This window comes from Microcoleus sp. T2B6 (assembly GCF_036700475.1).
In the GTDB taxonomy this organism is placed as follows: domain Bacteria; phylum Cyanobacteriota; class Cyanobacteriia; order Cyanobacteriales; family Microcoleaceae; genus Microcoleus.
In genome coordinates, this window is sequence record NZ_JAUBOZ010000005.1 from 100,602 (window position 1) to 123,495 (window position 22,894).

Genomic DNA, 22,894 nt, shown 5'->3' on the forward strand with positions numbered 1-22,894 from the left:
TCCTCAATCAGTTATTGCATTCAGCAATACCTCTGTCAGGGTCATTCCTTCAATATCATCCATCGTCACAGTATCAACGATATCGAATTTAGCCCCGGCGCTTTGCAGTTCGTCATCCAATATCTTGAGAAACTTAGTAGCTTCCGGCGCATTCCCTACTTGAATGAAAGAAATCGCCAACTCTTCATCTCGATCGAGCTTCCGAGAAGCCTCTATAATCGTTTTCATCACTTCTTTTCGATCGTCCGGTTCCCCGTCCGTCACCACTAATATTGTTTCCCCATTTAGCTTGGTCTTACCGGATGCTTTGCGCTGAAAATAACTGTTCAGGGCGTCTTGCAGAACAGCAGCTAAATTCGTAGTTCCCGAAGGTTCGTTTTCTTGGAAAATTTGCACGACTTTAGCTGCTGTTACGTTATCATAGCGCTTGAAGCGACCGGAAAACACATAAACTGTTATGCCATCAGGATCGAGTTCTTCGCATTTATTCGCCAATGCGATCGTCGATTCTTGCATGAGCGCCCACCGACTTTTACCGCCCATCTGGTCTTTGGTGTACATACTGCCGCTTTTGTCAATGATGATGGTATAATCGCGGTTCTGAAGCATAAGATTTTTCCTGTTAATTAAGTTTTTCCCAAAAATAGCAAAACCAGCGAGCAGAAGCTGTTGAGCTTTAGTTGCTCGCTGCGTTTTTTAGTTGATTTGCGATCGCAAATACCGGAATTTAAGCTGCAACTAAAGCATCTTTAAGTGGCTTCCAGCTAAAAGCTCGATCGCCCCCCATCTCAACTGCTATTTTAACTCGCGGTTCTAACGTCGGCAAAACAGTCAAATACTCAATCTCCTGACTCGACAAAATCTGCCCTTCAATAATCCACAGCACCAGTCCTTTTGCTTTAGGTGGCAAATTGTCTAATTGAGTTTGCAAAATCGGCGGCACGTAGTACGTATAACCCACAGCCCCTTCATTGCCAGTAGTTTTCTTGCCCAAATGCGGCGGCCGCACCCCGTGAACCCCGGTCAAATACATCGCCAAATCACCCAAACCCCGCGCCGAAATCGTGTACCCACCGTAGCCCGCAGCCCTCAGCCTGCGGAGGTAGCGCCCCTCAAATCCTCCCTCTAAAGGAACGTACAGGGCCAGCGACCCCGACTTTTCCAAATCCCGAATCAGATCAGATCCCGTCGTAATCAGTCCCATAAATTTGTGTTTCCTGCTGTATCAAAATTGGGTCGATCGCTGCTTGCGAGCTGGAAATATTATAAATCCTAAAGTTGAGCCGAAAAATTCTCATCCCGGCCTTGACAAACGGCAAACACTTCATGTACTATTGTGAATTGTCGCCGTAAAGGATACTGAGTAGTTTGCTGCTCAAGTCCTGGCGCAAACAAGCAAGACCGAGACAAAACTCGGAGATAGAGTCGGTAAAAAGCCGCGAATCTCAACCCTTGCAAGACTTCCACAAGCTCGCTCCCAAATTTAAAACTCAAATTTTAAACACCGAGGAAGGCTGTTGGTTGATAACAGTTAATTGCAGGAACACTGAAATAAATGTTTCTGCACAAGAGCAAGCGGATTGACGTAAATTTCGCAATCCGAAACCTCTTGCGTAAATAAAAGGAAGAAAATCCGTGTCTGTAGGCATTCTTGGCACTAAACTAGGCATGACTCAAGTGTTTGACGCCGAAGGGAGAGCCATCCCCGTCACCGTCATACAAGCAGGGCCTTGTACAGTAACTCAAATCAAAACAAAACAAACTGACGGCTACGGTGCCGTTCAAGTTGGATACAACGAAGTCAAACCAAAGGCTCTCAACAAGCCAGAACTAGGACACCTTGCCAAGTCGGGGGCGAATCCACTGCGCCACTTGCAGGAATACCGATTGGAAGACACCAGTTCATTTGAATTAGGTCAACAACTAAAAGCAGATACCTTTACACCGGGACAAATAGTAGATGTCATCGGTACAAGCATCGGTAAAGGTTTTGCAGGTTTTCAAAAGCGCCACAACTTTAAACGAGGCCCCATGTCTCACGGTTCCAAGAACCACCGCGAGCCTGGATCGATCGGGCCTGGAACTACTCCTGGTCGCGTTTATCCCGGTAAAAGAATGGCAGGACGTATGGGCAACGTTCAAGTCACCGTCCGCAAACTAACAATTGTCCGGGTGGATACAGAGCAGAATTTGCTGCTAATTAAGGGAGCAGTTCCCGGCAAAGCTGGCGCCTTAGTCAATGTTGTGCCTGAGAAAAAAGTAGGACGTTAGTCAGTAGTCATTAGTCAGTAGTCAGCAGTCAGTAGATAGTGGTTGGCCGTTAGTAGCAAGCAATAACTAAGAACTAAAAGCTGAAAACTAAGAGCTGAAAACTAAGACCTGAGAACAGACAACAGACAACAGACAACAGACAACAGACAACTAACAACAGACAACTAACAACAGACAAAGGACAAAAGATATGGTTAATTGTGTAGTCCGAAATTGGCAAGGCGAAGAAGTTGGGGAAACAACTTTAGAACTGCGCGTAGCCAAAGAAGAAAATGCGTCTCACATCGTTCACAGAGCATTGACGCGGCAACTGAATAACGCTCGTCAAGGAAATGCTTGCACCAAAACTCGATCGGAAGTCAGAGGCGGTGGCCGCAAACCCTGGCGTCAAAAAGGCACGGGTCGAGCCAGAGCAGGTTCTATCCGTTCTCCGCTGTGGCGGGGCGGCGGTGTCATCTTCGGGCCAAAACCGAGAGACTTTGAAGTCAAAATGAACAAAAAGGAACGCCGTCTCGCTTTGCGGACAGCATTCCAAAGTCGCACCGAAGACATCATTGTGGTTGAAGAATTTGCAGAGCAATTTCCGAGACCCAAAAGCAAAGAATTGCTGAGTGCGATCGCCCGCTGGGGCATCGAACCCGATACAAAAGTTCTGTTAATCTTGCCAGAACCGCAACCAAACGTCTACTTATCAGGACGCAACATCGAATTAGTAAACGTCATCTTGGCAACCTCCCTGAATGTTTACGACGTTCTCGCGGCTGACAAAATTATCGTCACATCTACAGCCATAGCTAAAATTCAGGAGATTTACGGTGAGTAAAATCGACCCCCGCGACTACGCAGATTTGATCCAGCGTCCGATTCTCACCGAGAAAGCTACCCGAATGATGGAATTAAATCAATTCACATTCGACGTAGCCCCCAAAGCGACCAAGCCTCAAATCAAAGCTGCAATCGAAGAACTATTTAAGGTCAAAGTCATCGGCGTCAACACCCAAAACCCGCCGCGCAAAAAGCGTCGAGTTGGCAAATTCGTCGGCTTTAAACCTTGTTACAAGCGAGCAACCGTAACTCTGACCGACGGAGACTCGATCCGCAAACTCCTATTCCCAGAAGTCTAGACGATTTTGGATTTTAGATTTTAGATTTTAGATTTTAAATTGCGGTTAACTGGTGAAAATTCTCGAACCAGAAGACTCGTAAGTTAACCAAAGATCGCCAATCTTCAACCTAAAATCTAAAATCGATAAACGTCAAATCCAAAATCCAAAATCCAAAATCTAAAATAGATCGATTATGGGCATCCGTTCTTACCGACCTTATACCTCCAGCACCCGAGAACAAACCGTCTCGGACTTCGCTGAAATTACCAGATCAGAGCCAGAAAAGTCTCTAACCAGCAACAAGCACACCAAACAAGGCCGCAACAACCGAGGCGTCATCACCTGTCGCCACCGGGGAGGCGGTCACAAACGGCTTTATAGAGACATTGACTTCCGCCGCGACAAACACAGCATTCCCGCTACCGTCAAGGCGATCGAATATGACCCCAATCGCAACGCCCGCATCGCCCTCCTGTTCTACAAAGACGGCGAAAAACGGTACATCCTGCACCCGCTCAACTTAAACGTCGGTACAGTAATTGTCTCAGGCCCAGACGCGCCGATCGAAATCGGTAACGCCCTCCCCCTGAAGAACATTCCCCTCGGTACCAGCATCCACAACGTCGAGCTAGTACCCGGAAAAGGCGGACAAATCGTTCGCTCCGCCGGCTCCAGCGCTCAGCTAATGGCAAAAGAAGGTAGCTACGTCACCCTCAAACTGCCATCCGGCGAACAGCGCAAAGTCCGCGCCGACTGCTACGCCACCATCGGTCAAGTCGGCAACACCGACGCCAGAAACATCAGCCTCGGCAAAGCAGGTCGTACCCGCTGGAAAGGTCGCAGACCCACCGTTCGCGGTAGCGTCATGAACCCGGTAGACCACCCGCACGGCGGTGGCGAAGGCAGAGCTCCCATCGGACGTCCGGGGCCTGTCACTCCTTGGGGTAAACCAGCATTGGGTGCAAAAACTCGACGCAAAAACAAGCGCAGCGACGCTTTAATCGTCCGGCGTCGCCGCAAAGCTTCCAAGCGCGGCAAGGGCGGCAGACAAAGCTAGTCATCAGTCAGCAGTCTTCAGTGCTTAGTTATTAACTGCTAACTAATGACTGAGGACTGATGACAAATGACTGGTGAAAGCTGACTAATGACTCCTGAATTACTAAAAAAATCATGTCTCGATCGCTAAAAAAAGGCCCTTTTGTCGCAGATGCTCTGATGACAAAAATCGAAAAACTCAACGCCGCCGGCCAAAAACAAGTAATTAAAACTTGGTCGCGTTCTTCCACAATCCTGCCCCAAATGGTAGGTCACACGATCGCCGTTCACAACGGCAGACAGCACGTACCCGTCTACCTCACAGACCAAATGGTAGGTCACAAACTCGGAGAATTTTCCCCCACTCGCACCTTTAGAGGTCACGCGAAAAGTGGTGATAAAAAGGCGAAAAGATAGCCGAATTAGGTGACAGGTAATAGGTAGTCGGAAAAAAAAAATTACCAATTACCAATTACCTTTTGCCCAATTACCAATTACCAATTACCGAAATCGAAATGGCTATAGATACCACATCCGAAATTAAGGCGATCGCCCGTTACATCAGAACATCCCCCTTCAAAGTGCGCCGAGTCCTCGACCAAATTCGTGGCAAAAGCTATCAAGAAGCGCTGATTTTACTCGAATTCATGCCCTACCGCGCCTGCGAACCAATCGTCAAAGTTTTGCGATCGGCAGTAGCCAACGCCGAACACAACGCAGGATTGGATAAATCCAAGCTAGTAGTGTCTCAAGCTTACGCAGACCAAGGCCCAGTCCTCAAACGCTTTAGACCCCGCGCTCAAGGTCGCGCCTACCAAATTCGGAAGCCAACCTGTCACATTACCGTAGTAGTAGCTCCGCTCCTAGAAAACTAAACCAGGGAAAAACGTAATAGGTAATAAACAGCTTAAAGTTGAAAAAAATGGGTAATCACCAATTACCAATTACCAATTACCAATTACCAATTACCAATTAACTCATCAACTATTATGGGCCAAAAAATACATCCAATTGGTTTTCGCCTCGGCATTACCCAAGAGCACCGCTCTCGCTGGTTTGCCGATCCCAAAAACTATCCAGAACTCTTGCAAGAAGACTATAAAATTCGCAAGTACGTTCGTAAAACCCTCAGCAATGCTGGCATTTCATCGGTCAAAATTGAGCGGAAAGCCGATCAAATCGACCTAGAAGTGTTCACCGCCAGACCAGGCGTTGTCGTAGGCCGCGGCGGAGCAGGCATCGAAACCTTGCGCGTCGGTTTGCAGCAGCAACTCGGTAGCAACCGCCAAATCCGCATCAACGTCGTCGAAGTTCAGCGAGTAGACGCCGATGCCACACTGATCGCGGAATACATCGCTCAGCAACTAGAACGGCGCGTATCCTTCCGCCGAGTAGTCCGCCAAGCAATCACCCGCGCCCAAAAAGTCGGCATCCAAGGCATCAAAATTCAAGTCAGCGGACGCCTCAACGGCGCAGAAATCGCCCGTACCGAATGGACGCGCGAAGGAAGAGTCCCCTTGCACACGCTGCGGGCTGACATCGACTACTCCTACTGCACTGCTCAAACCATCTACGGTATTCTGGGCATTAAAGTTTGGGTTTTCAAAGGCGAAATTATTCCCGGACAGGAACAAGAGGCTGCACCAAATGCAGCAGTGCCCCGCACCAAACAAAAGCGCCGTCGCCAGAACTTTGAAGATCGATCGAACGAAGGCTAGCTAATTGTTAACTGTTAGTTGTCACTTGTTAATTGTCAGTTGTTCCAAACCAATTAGCAATTAGCAATCACCAATTACCAATTACCAATTACCAATTACCCAACTCCCTTTCGCCATGTTAAGCCCTAAAAGAACCAAATTCCGCAAACAACAGCGCGGGCGAATGAGCGGTGTTGCCACCCGCGGCAACACAGTTAGCTTTGGCGACTTCGCGCTCCAAGCAGTCGAACCCGCCTGGATTACTTCCCGCCAAATAGAAGCCGGACGGCGCGCCATGACCCGTTATATCCGCCGGGGCGGCAAAATCTGGATTCGCATTTTTCCCGACAAACCAGTCACCGAGCGCGCAGCAGAAACCCGGATGGGATCTGGTAAAGGCTCACCCGAGTTTTGGGTTGCCGTGGTCAAACCGGGCCGGGTAATGTTTGAAATTGGCGGCGTAACTGAAGAAACTGCCCGCGAAGCAATGCGTTTGGCATCTTTCAAATTACCAATTAAAACCAAGTTCATCACTCGCGAAGAAGGCCAGTCATAGCGAAGAGCGAAGGTAGAATTAGGTCTGTATTAATCAGCATTTTAAACGGCTACAGCAATTTAAAATCTGGCTTTCATAACTTTTCTTTCCTTCGACCTTCAGCCAAGCGAGACAATTCTGTCTTCTGTCATACCGCTCGCTAACGAGAAAGCACACAATTATGTCTTTGACCAAGATTAAAGAAGCTAGAGAATTAAGCGATGCCGCAGTAGCAGAGCAAATTTTAGCCGTCAAGCGCCAACTAATGGAATTGCGGCTCCAGCAAGCTACCGGCCGCATGGAAAAGCCTCACCTGTTCAAGCACGCCAAACACCGCCTAGCTCAATTGATGACAGTTGAACGCGAGCGCCAAATCGTTGCTGAGAAAGAAGCAGCAGCAAAATCAGCCGCAGCTAAACAGGTAGCACAGCCTGCTGCAACCGCAGCAGTCAGCCAAGAGTCAGAAGCAGCCGAGCCGACGATCGCACAGTAGCTAAAAAAAAGTCAATTGCACAACAAAAATAGGTAGCTATGGCAATTAAAGAACGAGTTGGCGTAGTAGTCAGCGACAAGATGGATAAAACCGTCGTGGTAGCAATCGAAAACCGCTCCTCCCACACCAAATACGGCAAAATCGTAGTCCGCACCAAGCGCTACAAAGCTCATGACGAAGAAAATCAGTGCAAATCGGGCGATCGCGTTCGCATCACTGAAACTAGACCACTGAGCAAAACCAAACGTTGGACGGTTGCTGAGATTTTCGGGACAAAAAACGGCTAACAGTTAATTGCGATCTCGCGATCGCCCGATCGGTACTTGATTAATCAATTAGCCGTCAACAGTCAACAGTTAACAGTCAACAATCACCATGATTCAACCCCAGACATACCTCAATGTCGCCGACAATAGCGGAGCCCGCAAACTGATGTGCATCCGCGTATTGGGAGGCGGCAACCGTCGCTACGGCGGAGTCGGCGATGTCATCATTGCCGTCGTCAAAGACGCCATCCCCAATATGGCCGTCAAAAAATCAGATGTCGTTCGGGCCGTCGTTGTCAGAACCCGCAAAGGTTTGCGCCGCGACAGTGGCATGAGCATTCGTTTTGACGATAACGCCGCCGTTATTATCAACGTAGACGGCAACCCCAAAGGCACGCGCGTCTTCGGTCCCGTCGCCCGCGAACTGCGCGACAAAAACTTTACTAAAATCGTTTCCTTAGCCCCGGAGGTACTTTAAAATGTACGGAAAAAAGGGTAAACCAACTAGCGAGCCGCAGCGCTACAGAATGCACGTCAAAGCAGGCGACACCGTGCAAATAATTACTGGCAAAGAGAAAGGAAAAGTCGGAGAAATCTTAAAGACATATCCTAAAGTCAGCAAAGTAATTGTTAAAGGTGTAAACATCAGAACCAAGCACGTCAAGCCCCAGCAAGAGGGAGAGTCCGGGAAAATACTCACGTTTGAGGCTCCCATTCACAGCTCCAATGTCATGCACTATTCCGAAAAAGAAAAAATAGCTAGCCGCGTTTGCTATACATTTAGCGAAGATGGCCGGAAACTGCGACAGCTCAAAAAAACTGGAGAAATCATCGATAATTAGTCATTAGTCATTAGTCATTAGTCATTAGTCATTAGTCATTAGACAAATGCTTTCCTGACAACAGTCAACGGACAACAGTCAACGGACAACTGACAACGGACAACTGACAACAGTCAACTGACAACTAATAATTCCCTGACCAAGCCCAGGGACAGTTAACGAAACACAAAAACTATGCCGGACAAACTCAAGGTTCTTTATCAAGGAAAAATCGTTCCCACACTGATGGATCAGTTTAAATATACTAATATCCATCAGGTCCCCAAACTCGTCAAAGTCACAGTGAACCGCGGTTTGGGAGAAGCATCTCAAAACGCTAAGGCACTGGATTCGTCGATCAACGAAATTGGCATCATCACCGGTCAAAAACCAGTGGTGACGCGGGCGAAAAAAGCGATCGCAGGCTTCAAAATCCGCAAAGGAGTACCCGTCGGCGTTATGGTGACGCTGCGCGGCGATCGGATGTACGATTTTCTCGATCGGCTGATCAACCTCGCACTCCCCCGAATCCGTGACTTCCGCGGCATCAGCCCCAAAAGCTTCGACGGGCGCGGCAACTACAGCTTGGGTCTGAGAGAACAGCTAATTTTTCCAGAAATAGAATATGACCGCATCGATCAAATTCGAGGCATGGACATTTCAATTATCACCACAGCAAACACCGACGAAGAAGGACGCGCCTTGCTTAAAGAAATGGGAATGCCGTTCCGGGACAACTAAGCACTAGAGTAAGAAGCAAAAGATGGCAGCTAACGATACCATAGCAGATATGTTGACGCGCATTCGCAATTCTTGCATGGCGCGCCACCAAACAACGCAAATTCCAGCTACAAAAATGACCCGCAGCATCGCCCAAGTCCTCAAAAGTGAAGGCTTCATCGGCGAATTTGAAGAAGCAGAAGCAGAAGGGGTCAAGCGACATTTAGTGCTTTCTCTAAAGTACAAAGGTAAAACTCGCAAGCCCATTATCACGGCACTTAAGCGAGTCAGCAAACCAGGACTGCGCGTTTACTCGAACCGTAAAGAATTGCCCAGAGTGTTAGGCGGAATTGGCATAGCCATTATTTCTACCTCCAGCGGCATTATGACGGATAGAGAAGCTCGACGCCAAGGTTTGGGCGGTGAAGTGCTTTGTTATGTTTGGTAGTCATTAGTCATTAGTCATTAGTCACTGGTCGTTGGCAACAGACTCAAAAATCAATCACTAAGGACTAATAACTAAGCACTAATAATCAAGGACTAATAACTAAAAACAAAGGACAAAAAACTATGTCGCGAATTGGCAAGCGTCCGATTAGCATCCCCACGAAAGTCACCGTCACCCTAGACGGTCAAAAAGTAGCCGTCAAAGGCCCTAAAGGTGAACTTTCCCGAGTTATCCCAGCCGAAATCCTCATGGGAATTGAAGGCGAGACTTTACTCGTTACCCGTCGAGACGAATCTCGCGTCGCCAGACAACTGCACGGCTTGTGCCGCACCCTAGTCGCCAACATGGTCGAAGGTGTATCTCAAGGTTTTCAGCGGCGGCTCGAAATTATCGGCACAGGTTATCGGGCACAGGTTCAAGGACGGAACCTGATTTTAAACGTCGGTTACAGCAAACCCGTTGAAATGCCCCCTCCAGAAGGCATCACAATGGCAGTTGAAGGCAACACCAACGTCATTGTCTCCGGCATTGACAAAGAACTCGTAGGCAATACAGCAGCCCGCATCCGTGCGGTGCGTCCGCCCGAAGTCTACAAGGGAAAAGGCATTCGCTACAGCGGCGAAGTTGTCCGTCGCAAAGCTGGTAAAACAGGCAAAACAGGTAAGAAGTAACAGTCAGTAACCCAGGTCTAAAGACACGCTCGCTTGTAGGGGCAATTCCCGCAAGCCATACTGACCAGCCTAAGACTTTCGAGGTCTACGTTTTTGGAGTCACGACACCGGGAGAATGCGTAGCTAGTTCCCTGCTCTGTCATTTGCAACTAAACAGTCTTAAGGTCACTGAGATAGTGTTGCAAGTCTAAAAAGCTCTTAAAACATTGGCGAAGCTAACATCACCCCGCAAGGGAGGCTCCGAGGAGCAAATCCGAAGTGTCATTTCTCTCTCAGGTCTAAAGACTCGCTCGTTTCCCATTTACCGAGTATTTATATGAAGCTTACTCGCAAAGAATCAGTCCAGCGCAGACACCGCCGTGTTCGGCGCAAGGTGTTCGGCACCTCCGAACGTCCCAGACTAGCGGTATTTCGATCGGATCAGCACATCTACGCCCAAGTAATCGACGACACCGCCCAGCACACTTTGGCTGCTGCGTCAACCCTCGATCCCGAATTGAAGTCAGCTCTCAGTTCTGGCGGCAACTGCTCCGCGAGCGTGCAAGTCGGTCAGTTGATTGCCAAACGCTGTTCCAGCGCTGGCATAGTCAAAGTCGTATTCGATCGGGGGGGCAACCTCTATCACGGTCGTGTCAAAGCCCTCGCAGAAGCAGCTCGCGAAGCCGGGTTAGACTTTTAGAGGGGGTAATGGGTAGCGGGTAATGAGTAATTAAAAAGTAAAAAGTCAAAAGTTGAAAGTTAAAAGGCAAAATCCAGATTTCTTCTATTTTTACTTTTTACTCAAACAATTACCACTTGCCGATCGCCTTTCACCAATTACTAATTCCCACAGGACAAAACTATGGCAGAACAAAAAGAACAGCGCAACAAGAAAAAAAGCAGCAGCAACAACAAAGGGCGCGAAAAAGAATCCGAATGGCAAGAACGGGTTGTTCAGATTCGGCGCGTTACCAAAGTAGTCAAAGGTGGTAAAAAACTCAGCTTCCGCGCCATAGTCATTATCGGCAACGAACGCGGTCAAGTTGGAGTAGGAGTCGGCAAAGCTAGCGACGTAATCGGTGCCGTTAAAAAAGGCGTCGCTGACGGCAAAAAGCACCTAATTGAAGTCCCCCTCACCAAATCTAACTCCATCCCTCACCCCATCAACGGTGACGGTGGCGGAGCTAAAGTGATGATGCGACCGGCCGCTCCGGGAACCGGGGTAATTGCAGGGGGAGCAGTGCGAACTGTTCTCGAACTCGCAGGAGTCCGCAATATCTTAGCCAAACAGCTAGGTTCTGGAAATCCCTTAAACAACGCCCGAGCCGCAGTCAATGCCCTCTCCACCCTCCGCACCTTGTCCGAAGTTGCTCAAGAGCGCGGAATTCCAGTAGAAAATCTCTACGGTTAGGGCACGCGAGAACGGGAAACTGTAAGTTTTGAGTGTTAAGTGCTTGCGGTGAAAATAAAAAAATCCGCAACTCAAAACTCACGCACTCAAAACTACTGCGTACCCCCTCTCTAAATACCAATTACCAATTACCAATTACTAAAACTATGAGATTGCAAGACGCCCGACCCAAAGCAGGCTCCCAAAAGCGCCCCCGACGCTTGGGCAGAGGTATTTCTGCCGGTCAAGGCGCGAGCTCCGGCAAAGGGATGCGCGGTCAAAAATCTAGAGCCGGTAGCGGCACTAGACCCGGTTTTGAAGGAGGTCAAAATCCTCTCTACCGCCGTCTCCCCAAGTTGAAAAGCTTCCCTCTAGTGAACCGGAAAGAGTACACTACCATTAATGTAAGTAAATTAGCATCGCTGCCAGCAAACACCGAAGTTACTCTCACCTCTTTGATCCAAGCCAAAATTGTCACCACAGACGATGGGCCGCTGAAAATCTTAGGAGATGGTGAACTGAATGTACCTTTGCAAGTGCGCGCCTCGGCTTTTACCGCAGGTGCTCGCACAAAAATTGAAGCTGCAGGCGGAAGTTGCGAATTAGTTGCGTGAAGATTTGAGGTTTGAGAGTATGTCCAAATCTCAAATCCTCTCTTCTTGCTATCAGAAAATGATTTAGTCGAAAATCCCAAATCTAAAATCCCAAATCGTAACTATGGACGTTAGTAGAGAGAAAGCGCCAACTGCACAAGAGACGTTCATGCAGATGGCTCAAGCTGCTGGTTTACGAGGCCGCATCCTCGTAACCATTGGCTTACTGATTTTAGTACGCCTGGGTGTCCACTTGCCAGTCCCCGGCATCGATCGAGTCGCCTTTGCCCAAAACGTCGAAAATAGCCCTTTAATTGGCTTTTTGGATTTGTTCTCAGGAGGTGGCTTGTCAGCTTTGGGGATTTTCGCGCTGGGGATTTTGCCCTACATTAATGCTTCAATTATTGTGCAACTTCTAACGGCGGCTCTGCCAAGCTTAGAAGAGTTGCAGAAAAATGAAGGAGAAGCAGGGCGGCGCAAGATTTCTCAAATTACTCGCTACGTTTCTTTGGGCTGGGCAATTTTGCAAAGTATTGGCATTGCGATTTGGGTCAGCCCTTTTGCTCAATCTCCATCGCCTTTATTCATAGCACAAACTGCTTTGGCTCTGACAGCCGGCTCCATGTTTGTGATGTGGATATCGGAAGTGGTGACGGAGCGAGGTATCGGGAACGGAGCCTCGCTGCTGATTTTTATCAATATTGTCTCGGTATTGCCGCGCTCTTTGGGACAAACTTTTGAATTGGCTCAAAGTGGGGACACGCAAGTTGTCGGCCGTGTAGTCGTTCTGCTGCTGGTCTTTTTGGTGACGATTGTCGGGATTGTTTTTGTTCAGGAAGGTACTCGCCGCATTCCGATTATTTCGGCCCGCCGCCAAGTCGGCCGCAAAGTTTATCGGGAGAGCCGGAGTTATCTGCCCCTGCGCTTGAATCAAGGCGGAGTGATGCCGATTATTTTTGCATCTTCGGTGTTGATTGTGCCTTCTTTCCTCGCTCAGTCTCTCAATAACCCGTTTTTGGTTCAAGTTGCTAATGTTTTGAGTCCGAACGGGCCGACGCCTTGGGCTTACGCGCTGTTTTATCTGACTTTGATTCTGTTCTTCAGCTATTTCTACGCTTCGTTGATTGTCAACCCCGTAGATATGTCTCAGAACTTGAAAAAAATGGGCGCCAGCATTCCTGGAATTCGTCCGGGTCAGAAAACGAGTGATTATGTGGAGAAGGTTTTGAACCGTTTGACTTTCTTGGGAGCGATTTTTCTCGGTCTGGTGGCCATTGTACCAACTGCTGTAGAAAGCGCGATCGGCGTGCAAACTTTTAGAGGTTTTGGCGCAACTTCCCTACTGATTCTAGTAGGTGTGGCGATCGAAACTGCTAAGCAAATTCAAACTTACGTCATCTCCCAACGATATGAAGGAATGGTGAAGTAATCGCAATGCAATTTATTTTCATGGGGCCTCCAGGGGCGGGAAAGGGAACTCAGGCTCAGATATTAGGCGCTCTCTGGAAAATACCCCACATTTCTACGGGCGAAATCCTGCGCGCCTGCGTGGTGGCGAAAACTGCCTTGGGTCTAAAGGCGCAAGCTTACATGGACAGGGGTGAGTTGGTTCCCGACCAATTGCTGATGGATATCGTGCAGGAACGCTTGAATGAACCGGACGCTAATGCGGGCTGGATTCTTGACGGCTTTCCCCGCACAGTCGCCCAGGCAACTTTTTTAGACAAACTGCTGCTGGAGCTTAGCGGTGCCGAGGGGAGTACACCCAACCCAAAATCGGGTCTCAAAGCTGTTAATCTTGACGTGCCTGACGACATTTTGGTGTCTCGCCTGCTGTCGCGGGGCCGGCAGGATGACAATGAGGAGACGATCCGCCGCAGGTTGCAAGTTTATCGCGAACAAACTGAGCCTTTGATTGATTTTTACAGCGGCCGCCAACAGTTAGTTGCGGTTGATGGCGATCGAGCAATGGAATTAGTCACCGCAGAACTGCAACAATCTCTCTCGATCGACTCTTGAACCCTCTCAATACAGCTTGTTACTCACAAGCTTTTGCTAAGATATGTTAACTAGGAGCTTTTTGTGCTATCAGGTTTTGTGAGGGTTGCTAGAGACCGGATTGAACTCGATACTAATTGCCACAACTTTACTCAAGTAAAGCTAAAGCGATCCGTTGGTTGAGTCAAGAAGTCGAACGAGGCGCCCTAATTATTGCCCCCCGTTCCCGTTGGACTCCTACCAGTAAATAGGTTTTGAGGCTCACGCCGGGACACTCCTAGTTAATCAAATGTAGAGTTGAGGTAAATACCAAATTGTCTAAGCAAGATTTAATTGAAATGGAAGGGACAGTGACGGAATCCCTGCCGAATGCGATGTTTCGCGTTGACCTAGATAATGGGTTTAACGTGCTAGCTCACATTTCCGGCAAGATCCGCCGCAACTACATCAAAATTCTGCCTGGCGATCGCGTCAAAGTCGAATTGACTCCCTACGACTTGACCAAAGGCAGGATTACTTATCGCCTTCGGAAAAAATAGGCTTAGATAAAACTTTCTAAAAACTAATTCTAAGTTTAATTAGAGAGAATTTGGTAAAAAGCTTCAAATTTATGCTATAATGCTACGTTTGTAGTGTTGCCGAGAAGGGCGTCAACAACCCACCGGTGTACCGGGTTAAGTCATTGCTACGCCGTAAAAGTATCGCTCGCCAACATTTTTGTTTTGTGCAGGCGAACTTTACCCCAGCAATGGGAGTGGGTGCAAGCGGGCTCCTTCATGAAACAACCCGCACTTTATACAATTTAATCGAGGAGAGGTCTACACCTTGCCCAGCCTCTCCTCCCACCGCTCTACGGGCAGTCCCAGCGTGCCTGTTCTCCGGTAGAGCGGGGTTCTCCAGGCAGGAAGAAAGATGAAAGTTCGAGCATCTGTCAAAAAAATTTGTGAGAAATGTCGCGTCATCCGCCGTCGCGGTCGAGTGATGGTGATATGCACTAACCCGAAACACAAACAACGCCAAGGTTAGAAAAAAAGAAGATTGGGCACTGCACCCAGGTGCATCCTAATTGAACATTGTAGCCAAACAGGAAAACTAGGGAGACAAAAAGTGTGGCACGGATTGCCGGGGTAGACCTTCCACGCGATAAGCGCGTCGAAATAGGTCTGACATACATTTACGGAATAGGCTTGTCGCGGGCCCAAAAAATTATCGCTGCAACAGGCGTAAATCCTGACACTCGCGTCAAGGATTTAACAGAGGCCGACGTGACAGCTCTGCGGGCTCATGTAGAAACAACATACCAAATCGAAGGAGACCTCCGGCGCTGGGAGTCAATGAACATCAAGCGCCTGATGGACATCGGAACTTATCGCGGTCGGCGTCACCGTTTGGGTCTGCCGGTGCGGGGACAACGAACCCGTACCAACGCCAGAACCCGTCGTGGCGTCCGCCGAACAGTTGCGGGCAAGAAAAAGGCTCCTTCCAAGAAGTAACATCTTTTTGGGAAAAATACGCTGGGGGCTGCTGGCTCCTAGCGCTTCGGGACATTAGTTGAGAGAAACGTTAAAGAGACTAATATGGCGCGACCACAAACAGGCAAGAAATCTGGTGCAAAAAAGCAGAAACGGAATGTACCCAATGGGGTAGGCTACATCCAGTCTACCTTTAACAACACGATTGTAACTATTACCGACCTCAACGGCGAAGTAATATCCTGGGCATCCGCAGGTTCCAGCGGTTTTAAAGGAGCTAAAAAGGGCACTCCCTTTGCAGCTCAAACAGCAGCAGAAAGTGCTGCCCGCAGAGCCAATGACCAAGGAATGCGCCAAATAGAAGTAATGGTGAGCGGACCCGGAGCAGGTCGAGAAACTGCTATTCGGGCGCTGCAAGGGGCGGGACTGGAAATTACCCTGATTAGAGATGTTACCCCAATTCCTCACAACGGCTGTCGCCCTCCCAAGCGGCGTAGAGTCTAAAACGATTTGAGATTTTAGATTTTAGATTTTGGATAATGGCTAACTGCTTAAAGTCAAAAACTAATGCTTCTAACTGTTGCCCCGTCCATCCAAAATCCGAAATCCATTCAGGGGTATGCTCTGCAATCTAAAATCAAAAATCAAAAATCCACAGTGGAAAAGGGAGGTCACTCCGTGGCGCAGTTTCAAATTGAATGTATAGAGTCTAACACTGACAAAGACCGGAGTCAGTACGGAAAATTCGTCCTGGAACCGCTCGATCGCGGTCAAGGAACAACTGTTGGGAATGCGCTTCGGCGAGTTCTGCTGTCAAATTTGGAAGGAACAGCAGTAACTTCAGTCAGAATCGCGGGCGTCAATCACGAGTTTGCCACGATCGAAGGGGTACGTGAGGATGTTCTAGAAATTCTCCTGAACATGAAAGAGGTCGTCCTCAAAACTCATTCTCAGCAGCCGCAAATCGGCAGGTTGCGGATTGAGGGGCCTGTAACAGTAACGGCCGATCGATTCGATTTGCCCTCAGAGGTGGAATTGATCGATCGATCCCAGTACATTGCAACTCTCTCCCCAGGCTCAGTTCTGGAAATGGAATTCAGAATTGAAAAAGGCATCGGATACCGAGCAGTAGACCGCAGTCGCGATGATGGATCGGCTTTGGATTTTCTCCAAATTGACGCCATCTTTATGCCGATTCGCAGAGTCAACTACAGCGTTGAAGATGCTAGGGTAGGTGGCACGGTCGAGAAAGACCGGCTGATTATGGAAATCTGGACTGATGGCAGCGTGACGCCTCAAGAAGCTTTGAGTCAATCTGCCCACATCCTGGTAGATTTATTTGCACCTCTCAAAGACATCACCCAAGATTCTCTCAAACCAGAGTATCCCGGTGAAGCCGATCCTACTAGCCAAATTCCGATCGAAGAATTGCAGTTGTCCGTCCGGGCTTACAACTGTCTCAAGCGGGCTCAGATCAACTCAGTCGCAGACTTATTGGATTATACCCAAGAAGACTTGCTCGAGATCAAGAACTTCGGGCAGAAGTCCGCAGAAGAAGTGATTGAAGCTTTACAAAAACGCTTGGGCATTACCTTGCCACAGGAAAAATCAGCTAAAAGTTAATCAACGGGTAACGGGTAAAAAAGTTCTGAATTTTAAGTAGGTGAGTTTTTAAGTTAAAGAATTCACCCCCCTAGATCGCGGACTATCCCGGCGCCCAATTACCAATTACCAATTACCAACTGCTATGCGTCACCGCTGTCGCGTTCCCCAACTCAGCAAACCGGCTGACCAGCGCCGCGCCCTACTGCGCTCGCTGACCACCGAATTAATCCGCCACGGTAAAATCACTACCACTCTCGCCCGCGCCAAAGCGCTGCGCTCAGAGGCGGACAGGATGATTACCCTGGCCAAAGATGGCTCCTTGGCCGCTCGCCGCCAAGCTATGGGCTATATCTACGATAAACAGTTAGTACACGCCTTGTTTGAGGCGGCACAAGAACGGTACGGCTCGCGCAACGGGGGCTACACCCGCGTAGTACGAACAGTCCCCCGTCAAGGAGACAATTCCGAAATGGCGATCGTTGAACTGGTTTAATTCAATTTTGGGTTGGAGATTTGTGATTTATGACTGACAATCCAAAATCCCCAATCGAAAATCCCCAATCGATACAGCGCGTTGCTCTAGTAATCCAATACCTCGGCACTAACTTTCACGGTTGGCAGCGACAGCCGAACCAGCGTACAGTACAAGAAGAAATTGAAACAGCAATATCGACTGTTCTGGAACGCCCGGTAACGCTGCACGCTGCTGGGAGAACCGATGCGGGAGTTCACGCCGCTGCTCAAGTAGCCCATTTTGATGCCCACGGCCCAATTCCGGCTCACCGCTGGGCAAGCGTTCTCAACTCTCGACTGGCAAAAGATATTTTAATTCGAGCTTCGGCAAAGGTGGAACCTACCTGGCACGCTCGGTTCTCAGCCAGTTGGCGGCGCTATCGCTACACCCTTTATACAGACCCGACCCCTAATTTGTTTGTGCGTCCTTTTGCTTGGCACTGCTATCACGCCCCTGTGGATGAATCTTTGATTCAGACAGCATTGACACCGCTCATCGGGCGGCATCACCTGGCTGCTTTCCACCGCGCGGGTTCTGCCCGCCCCCATTCCTGGGTGGACGTGCAAGCGGCCGAGTGTCAGCGTTCTGGGCCTCTTATCTATATTGAGGTTCAGGCGAGCGGGTTTCTGTACGGGATGATGCGGCTGCTGGTGGGGTTGCTGGTGCAGGTGGGTCGCGGGGAAAGGCCGATCGACAATTTCACCGATATCTGGGTCAACGAACGCCGAGAAATGGTAAAATATGCCGCTCCCGCTCAAGGTTTGTGCCTGCTGCGGGTTGGCTATTCAGAATTTCCCTTTCCCCCAGATGTCTGGTACGACACCCAGCCAAAATTAGTCATTAGTCATTAGTCATTAGTCATTAGTCATTAGGTAACTACTAATAAAAAACTAAGGACAACTAACAATTAAAAACTGACAACTGACAACTGACAACTGACAACTAACGACAGTTAACAGTTAATAGACAACTAACAACAAACAATGAACAAAACTTACGTCCCTACTCAAGACTCCCTAGAGCACAAGTGGTACGTGGTCGATGCCGCCGACCAGCGACTGGGCCGTCTGGCAACTGAAGTTGCCATGTACCTCCGGGGGAAACACAAACCGACTTACACTCCTTCTATGGATACCGGCGACTTCGTAATTGTCATCAATGCGGACAAAATCGCTGTTACTGGCAAAAAACGCACCCAGAAAATCTACCGCCGCCATTCTGGAAGACCGGGCGGCATGAAAACAGAAACTTTTGCCAAATTGCAAGCACGTTTGCCCGAAAGAATTGTCGAAGAAGCTATACGAGGAATGCTGCCTCACACTTCTCTGGGCAGACAACTGTTTACTAAACTCAAGGTGTACGCTGGCCCCAACCACCCGCACCAAGCTCAAAAACCAGAAGAATTAATTGTTCACACGATTCCGGGAGGAAATGAGTAATGCAAGCAACAGATACATCGGGTCGCGCTGTGTACTGGGGTACCGGCCGTCGCAAGTGTTCCGTAGCGCGGGTGCGTTTGGTTCCCGGCACTGGCATACTGACAGTCAATGGTAAAGAGGGGGATTTGTACCTGCAATTCAACCCTACTTATTTGGCTCTGGCTAAGGCCCCTCTGGAAACTTTGGGTCTGGAAAATGAGTACGACATTTTGGTAAAAGTCGAAGGCGGTGGCTTGACAGGTCAGGCTGACTCGATTCGCTTGGGTGTCGCTAGAGCACTTTGTCAATTAGACCCGGACAACCGCAAGCCTCTGAAGACTGAGGGCTATTTGACTCGCGACCCGCGGGCCAAAGAACGGAAAAAGTACGGTTTGCGGAAAGCTCGCAAAGCTCCTCAATACTCCAAGCGGTAATCGAGGGAAGAAGGAAGAAGGAAGAAGGAAGAAGGACGAAGGAAAAGGCAAAAATTATCTATCCAGATTATATCTGCCTTTTTTTGAAGTTTATTTCCCATTCCTGATTCCTGGTTGCAATAGATATAAGGCAAAATTCGTGCTGTTGTTGGTGTACAAGTCCTGCGGCAGCTAAAATGGTTGTAAAGTCAAAAATTAGAGAGTAAAAAACAATGGCAAAAGAAGGCATTCACCCTGAGTGGTATCCCGAATCTCAGGTTTATTGCAACGGCGAACTTGTGATGACTGTGGGTTCAACAAGACCAAAGCTTCAAGTTGATGTCTGGTCGGGAAATCATCCTTTCTATACTGGCACTCAGAAGATTATTGATACTGAAGGTCGTGTGGAGCGCTTTATGCGGAAATACGGCATGACTGAGGTAGAAATGCCGAAGGCAGATGCTTCCTCTGGGCCGCTGAAAATGGAAGAGCCGAAAGCAGATGCTTCTAAGGCTGCTGGTAAAGGCAAAAAGAAGAAGTAGCCGGATTGTCATTTGTCCGCAGTTTGTTGAGAGTAGTTCTTTCTACTGGCAACTTACCGCCCTCGGATTTTAGATTTTAGATTGAAGACTTCGCTATGCAGGCAGTTGAGTTCTATCGCGTAGAGTTCGATCGACATTCTATCCTAACTGCTCTTGAGTTCTAAAATCTAAAATCTAAAATCTAAAATCTAAAATCGATCCGCCCTCGGATTGGAGAGTTTAGATTGAAGACTTGCTAAGCAGGCAGTAGAGTTCGATGGAGATTCTATTCCAACTGTTCTTCAAATCTAAAATCTAAAATCTAAAATCTAAAATCTAAAATCGATTGACAAAGGACAACTGACAATGGCTGAATCTTATTTGCTGGATAAATTGAAGTCGGTAGAGCAAACTTTTAATGAGTTGACTCGCCGCATGGCTGACCCGGATGTCGCTAGGGACAATCAAGAGTTTCAACGGGTAGCAAAAGCTCGATCGTCCTTGGAGGAAGTGGTCGATACTTTTGCTCTGTGGAAAACGACTCAGGAAGATTTGGTGGACACGCGACAGGTTCTCAAGGAAGCTGCGGGCGATCGAGATATGCAAGAAATGGCTGGGCTGGAAGTTCAGGAACTTGAGTCGAAGCTGGAGAATTTGGAAAGTCGTTTGAAGGTTTTGCTGCTCCCCCGCGACCCGAACGATGACAAGAATATTATGCTGGAAATTCGGGCGGGTACTGGCGGAGATGAGGCTAGTATTTGGGCGGGAGATTTGCTGCGGCTGTATTCGCGCTACGCTCAAACTCAAGGCTGGCAGGTGAAGTTGGTGAGCGAGTCGCTGGCGGAAATGGGCGGCTTTAAAGAGGTGATTCTGGAAGTTACGGGCGACAGCGTTTACAGCAAGCTGAAGTTTGAGGCTGGAGTACACCGGGTGCAGCGAGTGCCTGTGACTGAGGCTGGCGGCCGGGTGCATACTTCGACGGCGACGGTGGCTGTGATGCCGGAGGTTGATGATGTGGAGATTCACATTGATCCGAAGGATATTGAGATGAGTACGGCTCGATCGGGCGGCGCTGGCGGTCAAAACGTGAACAAGGTGGAAACTGCTGCGGATTTGTTTCACAAGCCGACGGGAATTCGGATTTTCTGTACTGAGGAGCGCAGTCAGTTGCAGAATAAGGAGCGGGCGATGCAGATTTTGCGGGCTAAGCTCTATGAGATGAAGTTGCGGGAGCAGCAGGATGAGGTGAAGTCGCGGCGTTTGGCTCAGGTTGGTACTGGTTCGCGATCGGAGAAGATTCGCACGTACAACTATAAGGACAATCGGGCTACCGACCACCGTTTGGGGGAGAATTTCTCGCTCAATAGTGTTTTGGAAGGGGATATTGAGGGGATTATTCAAACTTGCATTTCTCAGGATCAGCAGGAACGTTTGGCTGAGTTGGCTGCTTCTACTAATTGATGGAGTGATGGGGGGCACATCTTGGGGTGTGCCTTTGTTCTCTGATGAGGTGGTAGATGTGGTTGAGTAGGGTGTCCCAAATTTGGTTGGCGATGCCTACGGCTGGCTACGCCTACGCGATCGGATAGTTGAAATGTTCGAGGTCGTATTGTACAACTTCTTCTAGTGGTTGTAAGGTTTGCTGGTTTCGGCGGGTTTTTATGGCTGCGATCGCCTCTTGTTGCCAACGCGCAAATAATATGTAGCTGAAGTTATATTAGATATATTCTCACTCAGATTCATTTGGCTGTTTACCTTATGAAGCATATTATGAAGCAAAAACTTCCCCGGATCAACCCGACTACGCTGATTAAGAGTTTGGGGCGATTTACCCTGATCGCGACGTTTTCTTTTGGTCTGGGGACTTGGAAAAACTGGGGACATTATAACAGCTATTGGCATGGCACAATCTTTCGTGTGCAAACAGTTGATTTCAATATGTTATCTCATACTCTGCCAGGAAAACTATCCTATACCTTATTACAAGGAAGCATAGGAGAATTGCAGCGAACTTTAGACAGCAACTATGGATTATTTGGGCTGATTGTTACTGATTGCAAAATATCTACCAAAGATTGCCTATCCGAGCAAATTCTTTATCAATCAAAATCTTCTCAGCAGTGGACAAAGGAAATTTCATTAGCAACTTTGTCAAATCATCCATACGACTTACTACAAAATCCACCTCCGCTGCAAGCAGAGCGGCAATATGCTAAACCTCGTGATAGTAAACCCATCCCTACTGGTAGAGTTAACTCAGGAGAAATAATCGGTCGTGTGTACTATGTCCGGGGAGTACCGCCGACATTTATTGAAGATTATAATAATTGGATTAAAAATCCATTTCAAAAAACAGGTTCCCGGACTCTTTACACATTGACAGTCGCTTTATTTTTCGTTAGTGGTTTGAGCGCGTGGATAATTATTGAGGTAGTTTTATCTGCCAAACGGAATGAGCAGCACCATGCACAGCAACAACGGGAACAATTACAGCGGGAAATTCAACAGATTAAGCTGCAATTAGAAGAGAAAAACCAGCAAACTATCGAATTAATTGACCAGCGAGAGAGAGGTCTTGCTGAACTGCAATCTTATCGGCAAGAACAGGAGCAAAATAAGAGAGAACTGGAAAATCAAATTGCATCTTATGAAAGCGAACTGGCTCTTAAAGAACAGCAACAGCAAGAAACTGCTCAAACTTTAGAAGAATTGCAATTACTACGGCAAAAGTTGCAAGAAACGTCTCAACGAGAATCTGAAGCAAAGCAGCAGATTAAGCTGCAATTAGAAGAGAAAAACCAGCAAACTATCGAATTAGCTGACCAGCGAGAGAGAGTTGTTGCTGAACTGGAATCTTATCGGCAAGAACAGGAGCAAAATAAGAGAGAACTGGAAAATCAAATTGCATCTTATGAAAGCGAACTGGCT

The 22,894-nt window shown here is 48.3% G+C and carries 34 protein-coding genes; 32 read left to right on the forward strand and 2 right to left on the reverse strand.

Going from position 1 to position 22,894, the window contains the following annotated elements; all coding sequences use genetic code 11:
- Positions 1 to 3: 3 nt before the first annotated feature.
- Together QUA00_RS03645 and QUA00_RS03650 are read right to left on the reverse strand one after the other, a co-directional pair.
- The gene (locus QUA00_RS03645; RefSeq protein ID WP_333408717.1) at positions 4 to 609 is read right to left on the reverse strand and encodes a VWA domain-containing protein; all 606 of its coding nucleotides are present in this window, start codon (positions 607 to 609) and stop codon (positions 4 to 6) included.
- Between the two features lie 118 nt (positions 610 to 727).
- Positions 728 to 1,204: an NAD(P)H-quinone oxidoreductase subunit N gene (locus tag QUA00_RS03650; RefSeq protein WP_333142829.1), complete on the reverse strand. Its 477-nt coding sequence runs from the start codon at positions 1,202 to 1,204 to the stop codon at positions 728 to 730.
- A gap of 431 nt (positions 1,205 to 1,635) precedes the next feature.
- Between QUA00_RS03650 and rplC the strand changes: the two genes are divergently transcribed.
- The 32 genes from rplC to QUA00_RS03810 all read left to right on the forward strand — a co-directional run.
- Positions 1,636 to 2,271 (forward strand): 50S ribosomal protein L3, encoded by a 636-nt coding sequence (rplC, locus tag QUA00_RS03655; RefSeq protein ID WP_333039608.1) that lies wholly within the window; start codon positions 1,636 to 1,638, stop codon positions 2,269 to 2,271.
- A gap of 190 nt (positions 2,272 to 2,461) precedes the next feature.
- Complete coding sequence (gene rplD, locus QUA00_RS03660; protein ID WP_190657994.1) at positions 2,462 to 3,094, forward strand: 50S ribosomal protein L4; 633 nt, start codon at positions 2,462 to 2,464, stop codon at positions 3,092 to 3,094.
- Positions 3,087 to 3,395, forward strand: a complete 309-nt coding sequence (locus tag QUA00_RS03665) for a 50S ribosomal protein L23 (RefSeq protein ID WP_006634999.1) — start codon at positions 3,087 to 3,089, stop codon at positions 3,393 to 3,395. Before rplD ends, QUA00_RS03665 begins: the two co-directional genes overlap by 8 nt.
- 175 nt (positions 3,396 to 3,570) lie before the next feature.
- Positions 3,571 to 4,434 carry a 50S ribosomal protein L2 gene (rplB, locus tag QUA00_RS03670; protein WP_333057787.1) on the forward strand — a complete coding sequence of 288 codons (864 nt, stop codon included), beginning with the start codon at positions 3,571 to 3,573 and terminating at the stop codon, positions 4,432 to 4,434.
- 113 nt (positions 4,435 to 4,547) lie between these two features.
- Positions 4,548 to 4,829, forward strand: coding sequence for a 30S ribosomal protein S19 (rpsS, locus tag QUA00_RS03675; RefSeq protein WP_006634997.1), 282 nt, complete (start codon positions 4,548 to 4,550; stop codon positions 4,827 to 4,829).
- Positions 4,830 to 4,927: 98 nt separating this feature from the next.
- Complete coding sequence (gene rplV, locus QUA00_RS03680; protein ID WP_015178707.1) at positions 4,928 to 5,287, forward strand: 50S ribosomal protein L22; 360 nt, start codon at positions 4,928 to 4,930, stop codon at positions 5,285 to 5,287.
- 114 nt (positions 5,288 to 5,401) lie between these two features.
- Entirely contained in the window at positions 5,402 to 6,130 is a 729-nt protein-coding gene (gene rpsC, locus QUA00_RS03685) for a 30S ribosomal protein S3 (protein ID WP_006634995.1), read from the forward strand.
- 115 nt (positions 6,131 to 6,245) lie between these two features.
- Positions 6,246 to 6,665: a 50S ribosomal protein L16 gene (gene rplP / locus QUA00_RS03690; protein WP_333408718.1), complete on the forward strand. Its 420-nt coding sequence runs from the start codon at positions 6,246 to 6,248 to the stop codon at positions 6,663 to 6,665.
- A gap of 160 nt (positions 6,666 to 6,825) precedes the next feature.
- The gene (rpmC, locus tag QUA00_RS03695; protein ID WP_333101806.1) at positions 6,826 to 7,137 is read left to right on the forward strand and encodes a 50S ribosomal protein L29; all 312 of its coding nucleotides are present in this window, start codon (positions 6,826 to 6,828) and stop codon (positions 7,135 to 7,137) included.
- Positions 7,138 to 7,175: 38 nt separating this feature from the next.
- Positions 7,176 to 7,424 carry a 30S ribosomal protein S17 gene (rpsQ, locus tag QUA00_RS03700; RefSeq protein WP_006634992.1) on the forward strand — a complete coding sequence of 83 codons (249 nt, stop codon included), beginning with the start codon at positions 7,176 to 7,178 and terminating at the stop codon, positions 7,422 to 7,424.
- Between the two features lie 88 nt (positions 7,425 to 7,512).
- Complete coding sequence (rplN, locus tag QUA00_RS03705; RefSeq protein ID WP_333101805.1) at positions 7,513 to 7,881, forward strand: 50S ribosomal protein L14; 369 nt, start codon at positions 7,513 to 7,515, stop codon at positions 7,879 to 7,881.
- A gap of 1 nt (position 7,882) precedes the next feature.
- Positions 7,883 to 8,245, forward strand: coding sequence for a 50S ribosomal protein L24 (gene rplX, locus QUA00_RS03710; RefSeq protein WP_333057790.1), 363 nt, complete (start codon positions 7,883 to 7,885; stop codon positions 8,243 to 8,245).
- Between the two features lie 174 nt (positions 8,246 to 8,419).
- Positions 8,420 to 8,965, forward strand: a complete 546-nt coding sequence (gene rplE, locus QUA00_RS03715) for a 50S ribosomal protein L5 (protein WP_006634989.1) — start codon at positions 8,420 to 8,422, stop codon at positions 8,963 to 8,965.
- Positions 8,966 to 8,987: 22 nt separating this feature from the next.
- Entirely contained in the window at positions 8,988 to 9,392 is a 405-nt protein-coding gene (rpsH, locus tag QUA00_RS03720; RefSeq protein WP_190657976.1) for a 30S ribosomal protein S8, read from the forward strand.
- 122 nt (positions 9,393 to 9,514) lie between these two features.
- The gene (rplF, locus tag QUA00_RS03725; protein WP_333039622.1) at positions 9,515 to 10,063 is read left to right on the forward strand and encodes a 50S ribosomal protein L6; all 549 of its coding nucleotides are present in this window, start codon (positions 9,515 to 9,517) and stop codon (positions 10,061 to 10,063) included.
- A 316-nt stretch (positions 10,064 to 10,379) separates the two neighbouring features.
- Positions 10,380 to 10,742 (forward strand): 50S ribosomal protein L18, encoded by a 363-nt coding sequence (gene rplR, locus QUA00_RS03730; RefSeq protein WP_333142828.1) that lies wholly within the window; start codon positions 10,380 to 10,382, stop codon positions 10,740 to 10,742.
- Positions 10,743 to 10,904: 162 nt separating this feature from the next.
- On the forward strand, positions 10,905 to 11,453 hold the full coding sequence (gene rpsE / locus QUA00_RS03735) for a 30S ribosomal protein S5 (RefSeq protein WP_190745441.1): 549 nt from the start codon (positions 10,905 to 10,907) through the stop codon (positions 11,451 to 11,453).
- Positions 11,454 to 11,599: 146 nt separating this feature from the next.
- Positions 11,600 to 12,046, forward strand: a complete 447-nt coding sequence (rplO, locus tag QUA00_RS03740) for a 50S ribosomal protein L15 (protein WP_006634984.1) — start codon at positions 11,600 to 11,602, stop codon at positions 12,044 to 12,046.
- Between the two features lie 103 nt (positions 12,047 to 12,149).
- Positions 12,150 to 13,454: a preprotein translocase subunit SecY gene (secY, locus tag QUA00_RS03745; protein WP_333142827.1), complete on the forward strand. Its 1,305-nt coding sequence runs from the start codon at positions 12,150 to 12,152 to the stop codon at positions 13,452 to 13,454.
- A gap of 5 nt (positions 13,455 to 13,459) precedes the next feature.
- On the forward strand, positions 13,460 to 14,044 hold the full coding sequence (locus QUA00_RS03750) for an adenylate kinase (RefSeq protein ID WP_333142826.1): 585 nt from the start codon (positions 13,460 to 13,462) through the stop codon (positions 14,042 to 14,044).
- 293 nt (positions 14,045 to 14,337) lie between these two features.
- Positions 14,338 to 14,562: a translation initiation factor IF-1 gene (gene infA, locus QUA00_RS03755; RefSeq protein ID WP_006276978.1), complete on the forward strand. Its 225-nt coding sequence runs from the start codon at positions 14,338 to 14,340 to the stop codon at positions 14,560 to 14,562.
- 373 nt (positions 14,563 to 14,935) lie between these two features.
- Positions 14,936 to 15,049, forward strand: a complete 114-nt coding sequence (gene rpmJ / locus QUA00_RS03760; RefSeq protein WP_015178722.1) for a 50S ribosomal protein L36 — start codon at positions 14,936 to 14,938, stop codon at positions 15,047 to 15,049.
- Between the two features lie 83 nt (positions 15,050 to 15,132).
- Positions 15,133 to 15,516: a 30S ribosomal protein S13 gene (gene rpsM, locus QUA00_RS03765; RefSeq protein ID WP_006634981.1), complete on the forward strand. Its 384-nt coding sequence runs from the start codon at positions 15,133 to 15,135 to the stop codon at positions 15,514 to 15,516.
- A gap of 84 nt (positions 15,517 to 15,600) precedes the next feature.
- A complete protein-coding gene (gene rpsK, locus QUA00_RS03770; RefSeq protein ID WP_332978136.1) occupies positions 15,601 to 15,999 on the forward strand; it encodes a 30S ribosomal protein S11 in 399 nt (132 codons plus the stop codon).
- 174 nt (positions 16,000 to 16,173) lie between these two features.
- Complete coding sequence (locus tag QUA00_RS03775; protein ID WP_332958426.1) at positions 16,174 to 17,118, forward strand: DNA-directed RNA polymerase subunit alpha; 945 nt, start codon at positions 16,174 to 16,176, stop codon at positions 17,116 to 17,118.
- Between the two features lie 124 nt (positions 17,119 to 17,242).
- Positions 17,243 to 17,593 carry a 50S ribosomal protein L17 gene (gene rplQ / locus QUA00_RS03780; RefSeq protein WP_242719721.1) on the forward strand — a complete coding sequence of 117 codons (351 nt, stop codon included), beginning with the start codon at positions 17,243 to 17,245 and terminating at the stop codon, positions 17,591 to 17,593.
- Positions 17,594 to 17,622: 29 nt separating this feature from the next.
- Complete coding sequence (gene truA, locus QUA00_RS03785) at positions 17,623 to 18,465, forward strand: tRNA pseudouridine(38-40) synthase TruA (RefSeq protein ID WP_190745434.1); 843 nt, start codon at positions 17,623 to 17,625, stop codon at positions 18,463 to 18,465.
- A 132-nt stretch (positions 18,466 to 18,597) separates the two neighbouring features.
- A complete protein-coding gene (gene rplM / locus QUA00_RS03790; RefSeq protein WP_015178725.1) occupies positions 18,598 to 19,053 on the forward strand; it encodes a 50S ribosomal protein L13 in 456 nt (151 codons plus the stop codon).
- Positions 19,053 to 19,466 (forward strand): 30S ribosomal protein S9, encoded by a 414-nt coding sequence (rpsI, locus tag QUA00_RS03795; protein WP_194067224.1) that lies wholly within the window; start codon positions 19,053 to 19,055, stop codon positions 19,464 to 19,466. Before rplM ends, rpsI begins: the two co-directional genes overlap by 1 nt.
- A 212-nt stretch (positions 19,467 to 19,678) precedes the next feature.
- Positions 19,679 to 19,987, forward strand: a complete 309-nt coding sequence (gene rpmE / locus QUA00_RS03800) for a 50S ribosomal protein L31 (RefSeq protein WP_333142825.1) — start codon at positions 19,679 to 19,681, stop codon at positions 19,985 to 19,987.
- A 345-nt stretch (positions 19,988 to 20,332) separates the two neighbouring features.
- The gene (gene prfA / locus QUA00_RS03805; RefSeq protein ID WP_333408720.1) at positions 20,333 to 21,427 is read left to right on the forward strand and encodes a peptide chain release factor 1; all 1,095 of its coding nucleotides are present in this window, start codon (positions 20,333 to 20,335) and stop codon (positions 21,425 to 21,427) included.
- 309 nt (positions 21,428 to 21,736) lie between these two features.
- Positions 21,737 to 22,894: chromosome partitioning protein ParA (locus tag QUA00_RS03810; RefSeq protein ID WP_333408722.1), on the forward strand; the 1,158-nt coding region annotated here is incomplete at its 3' end.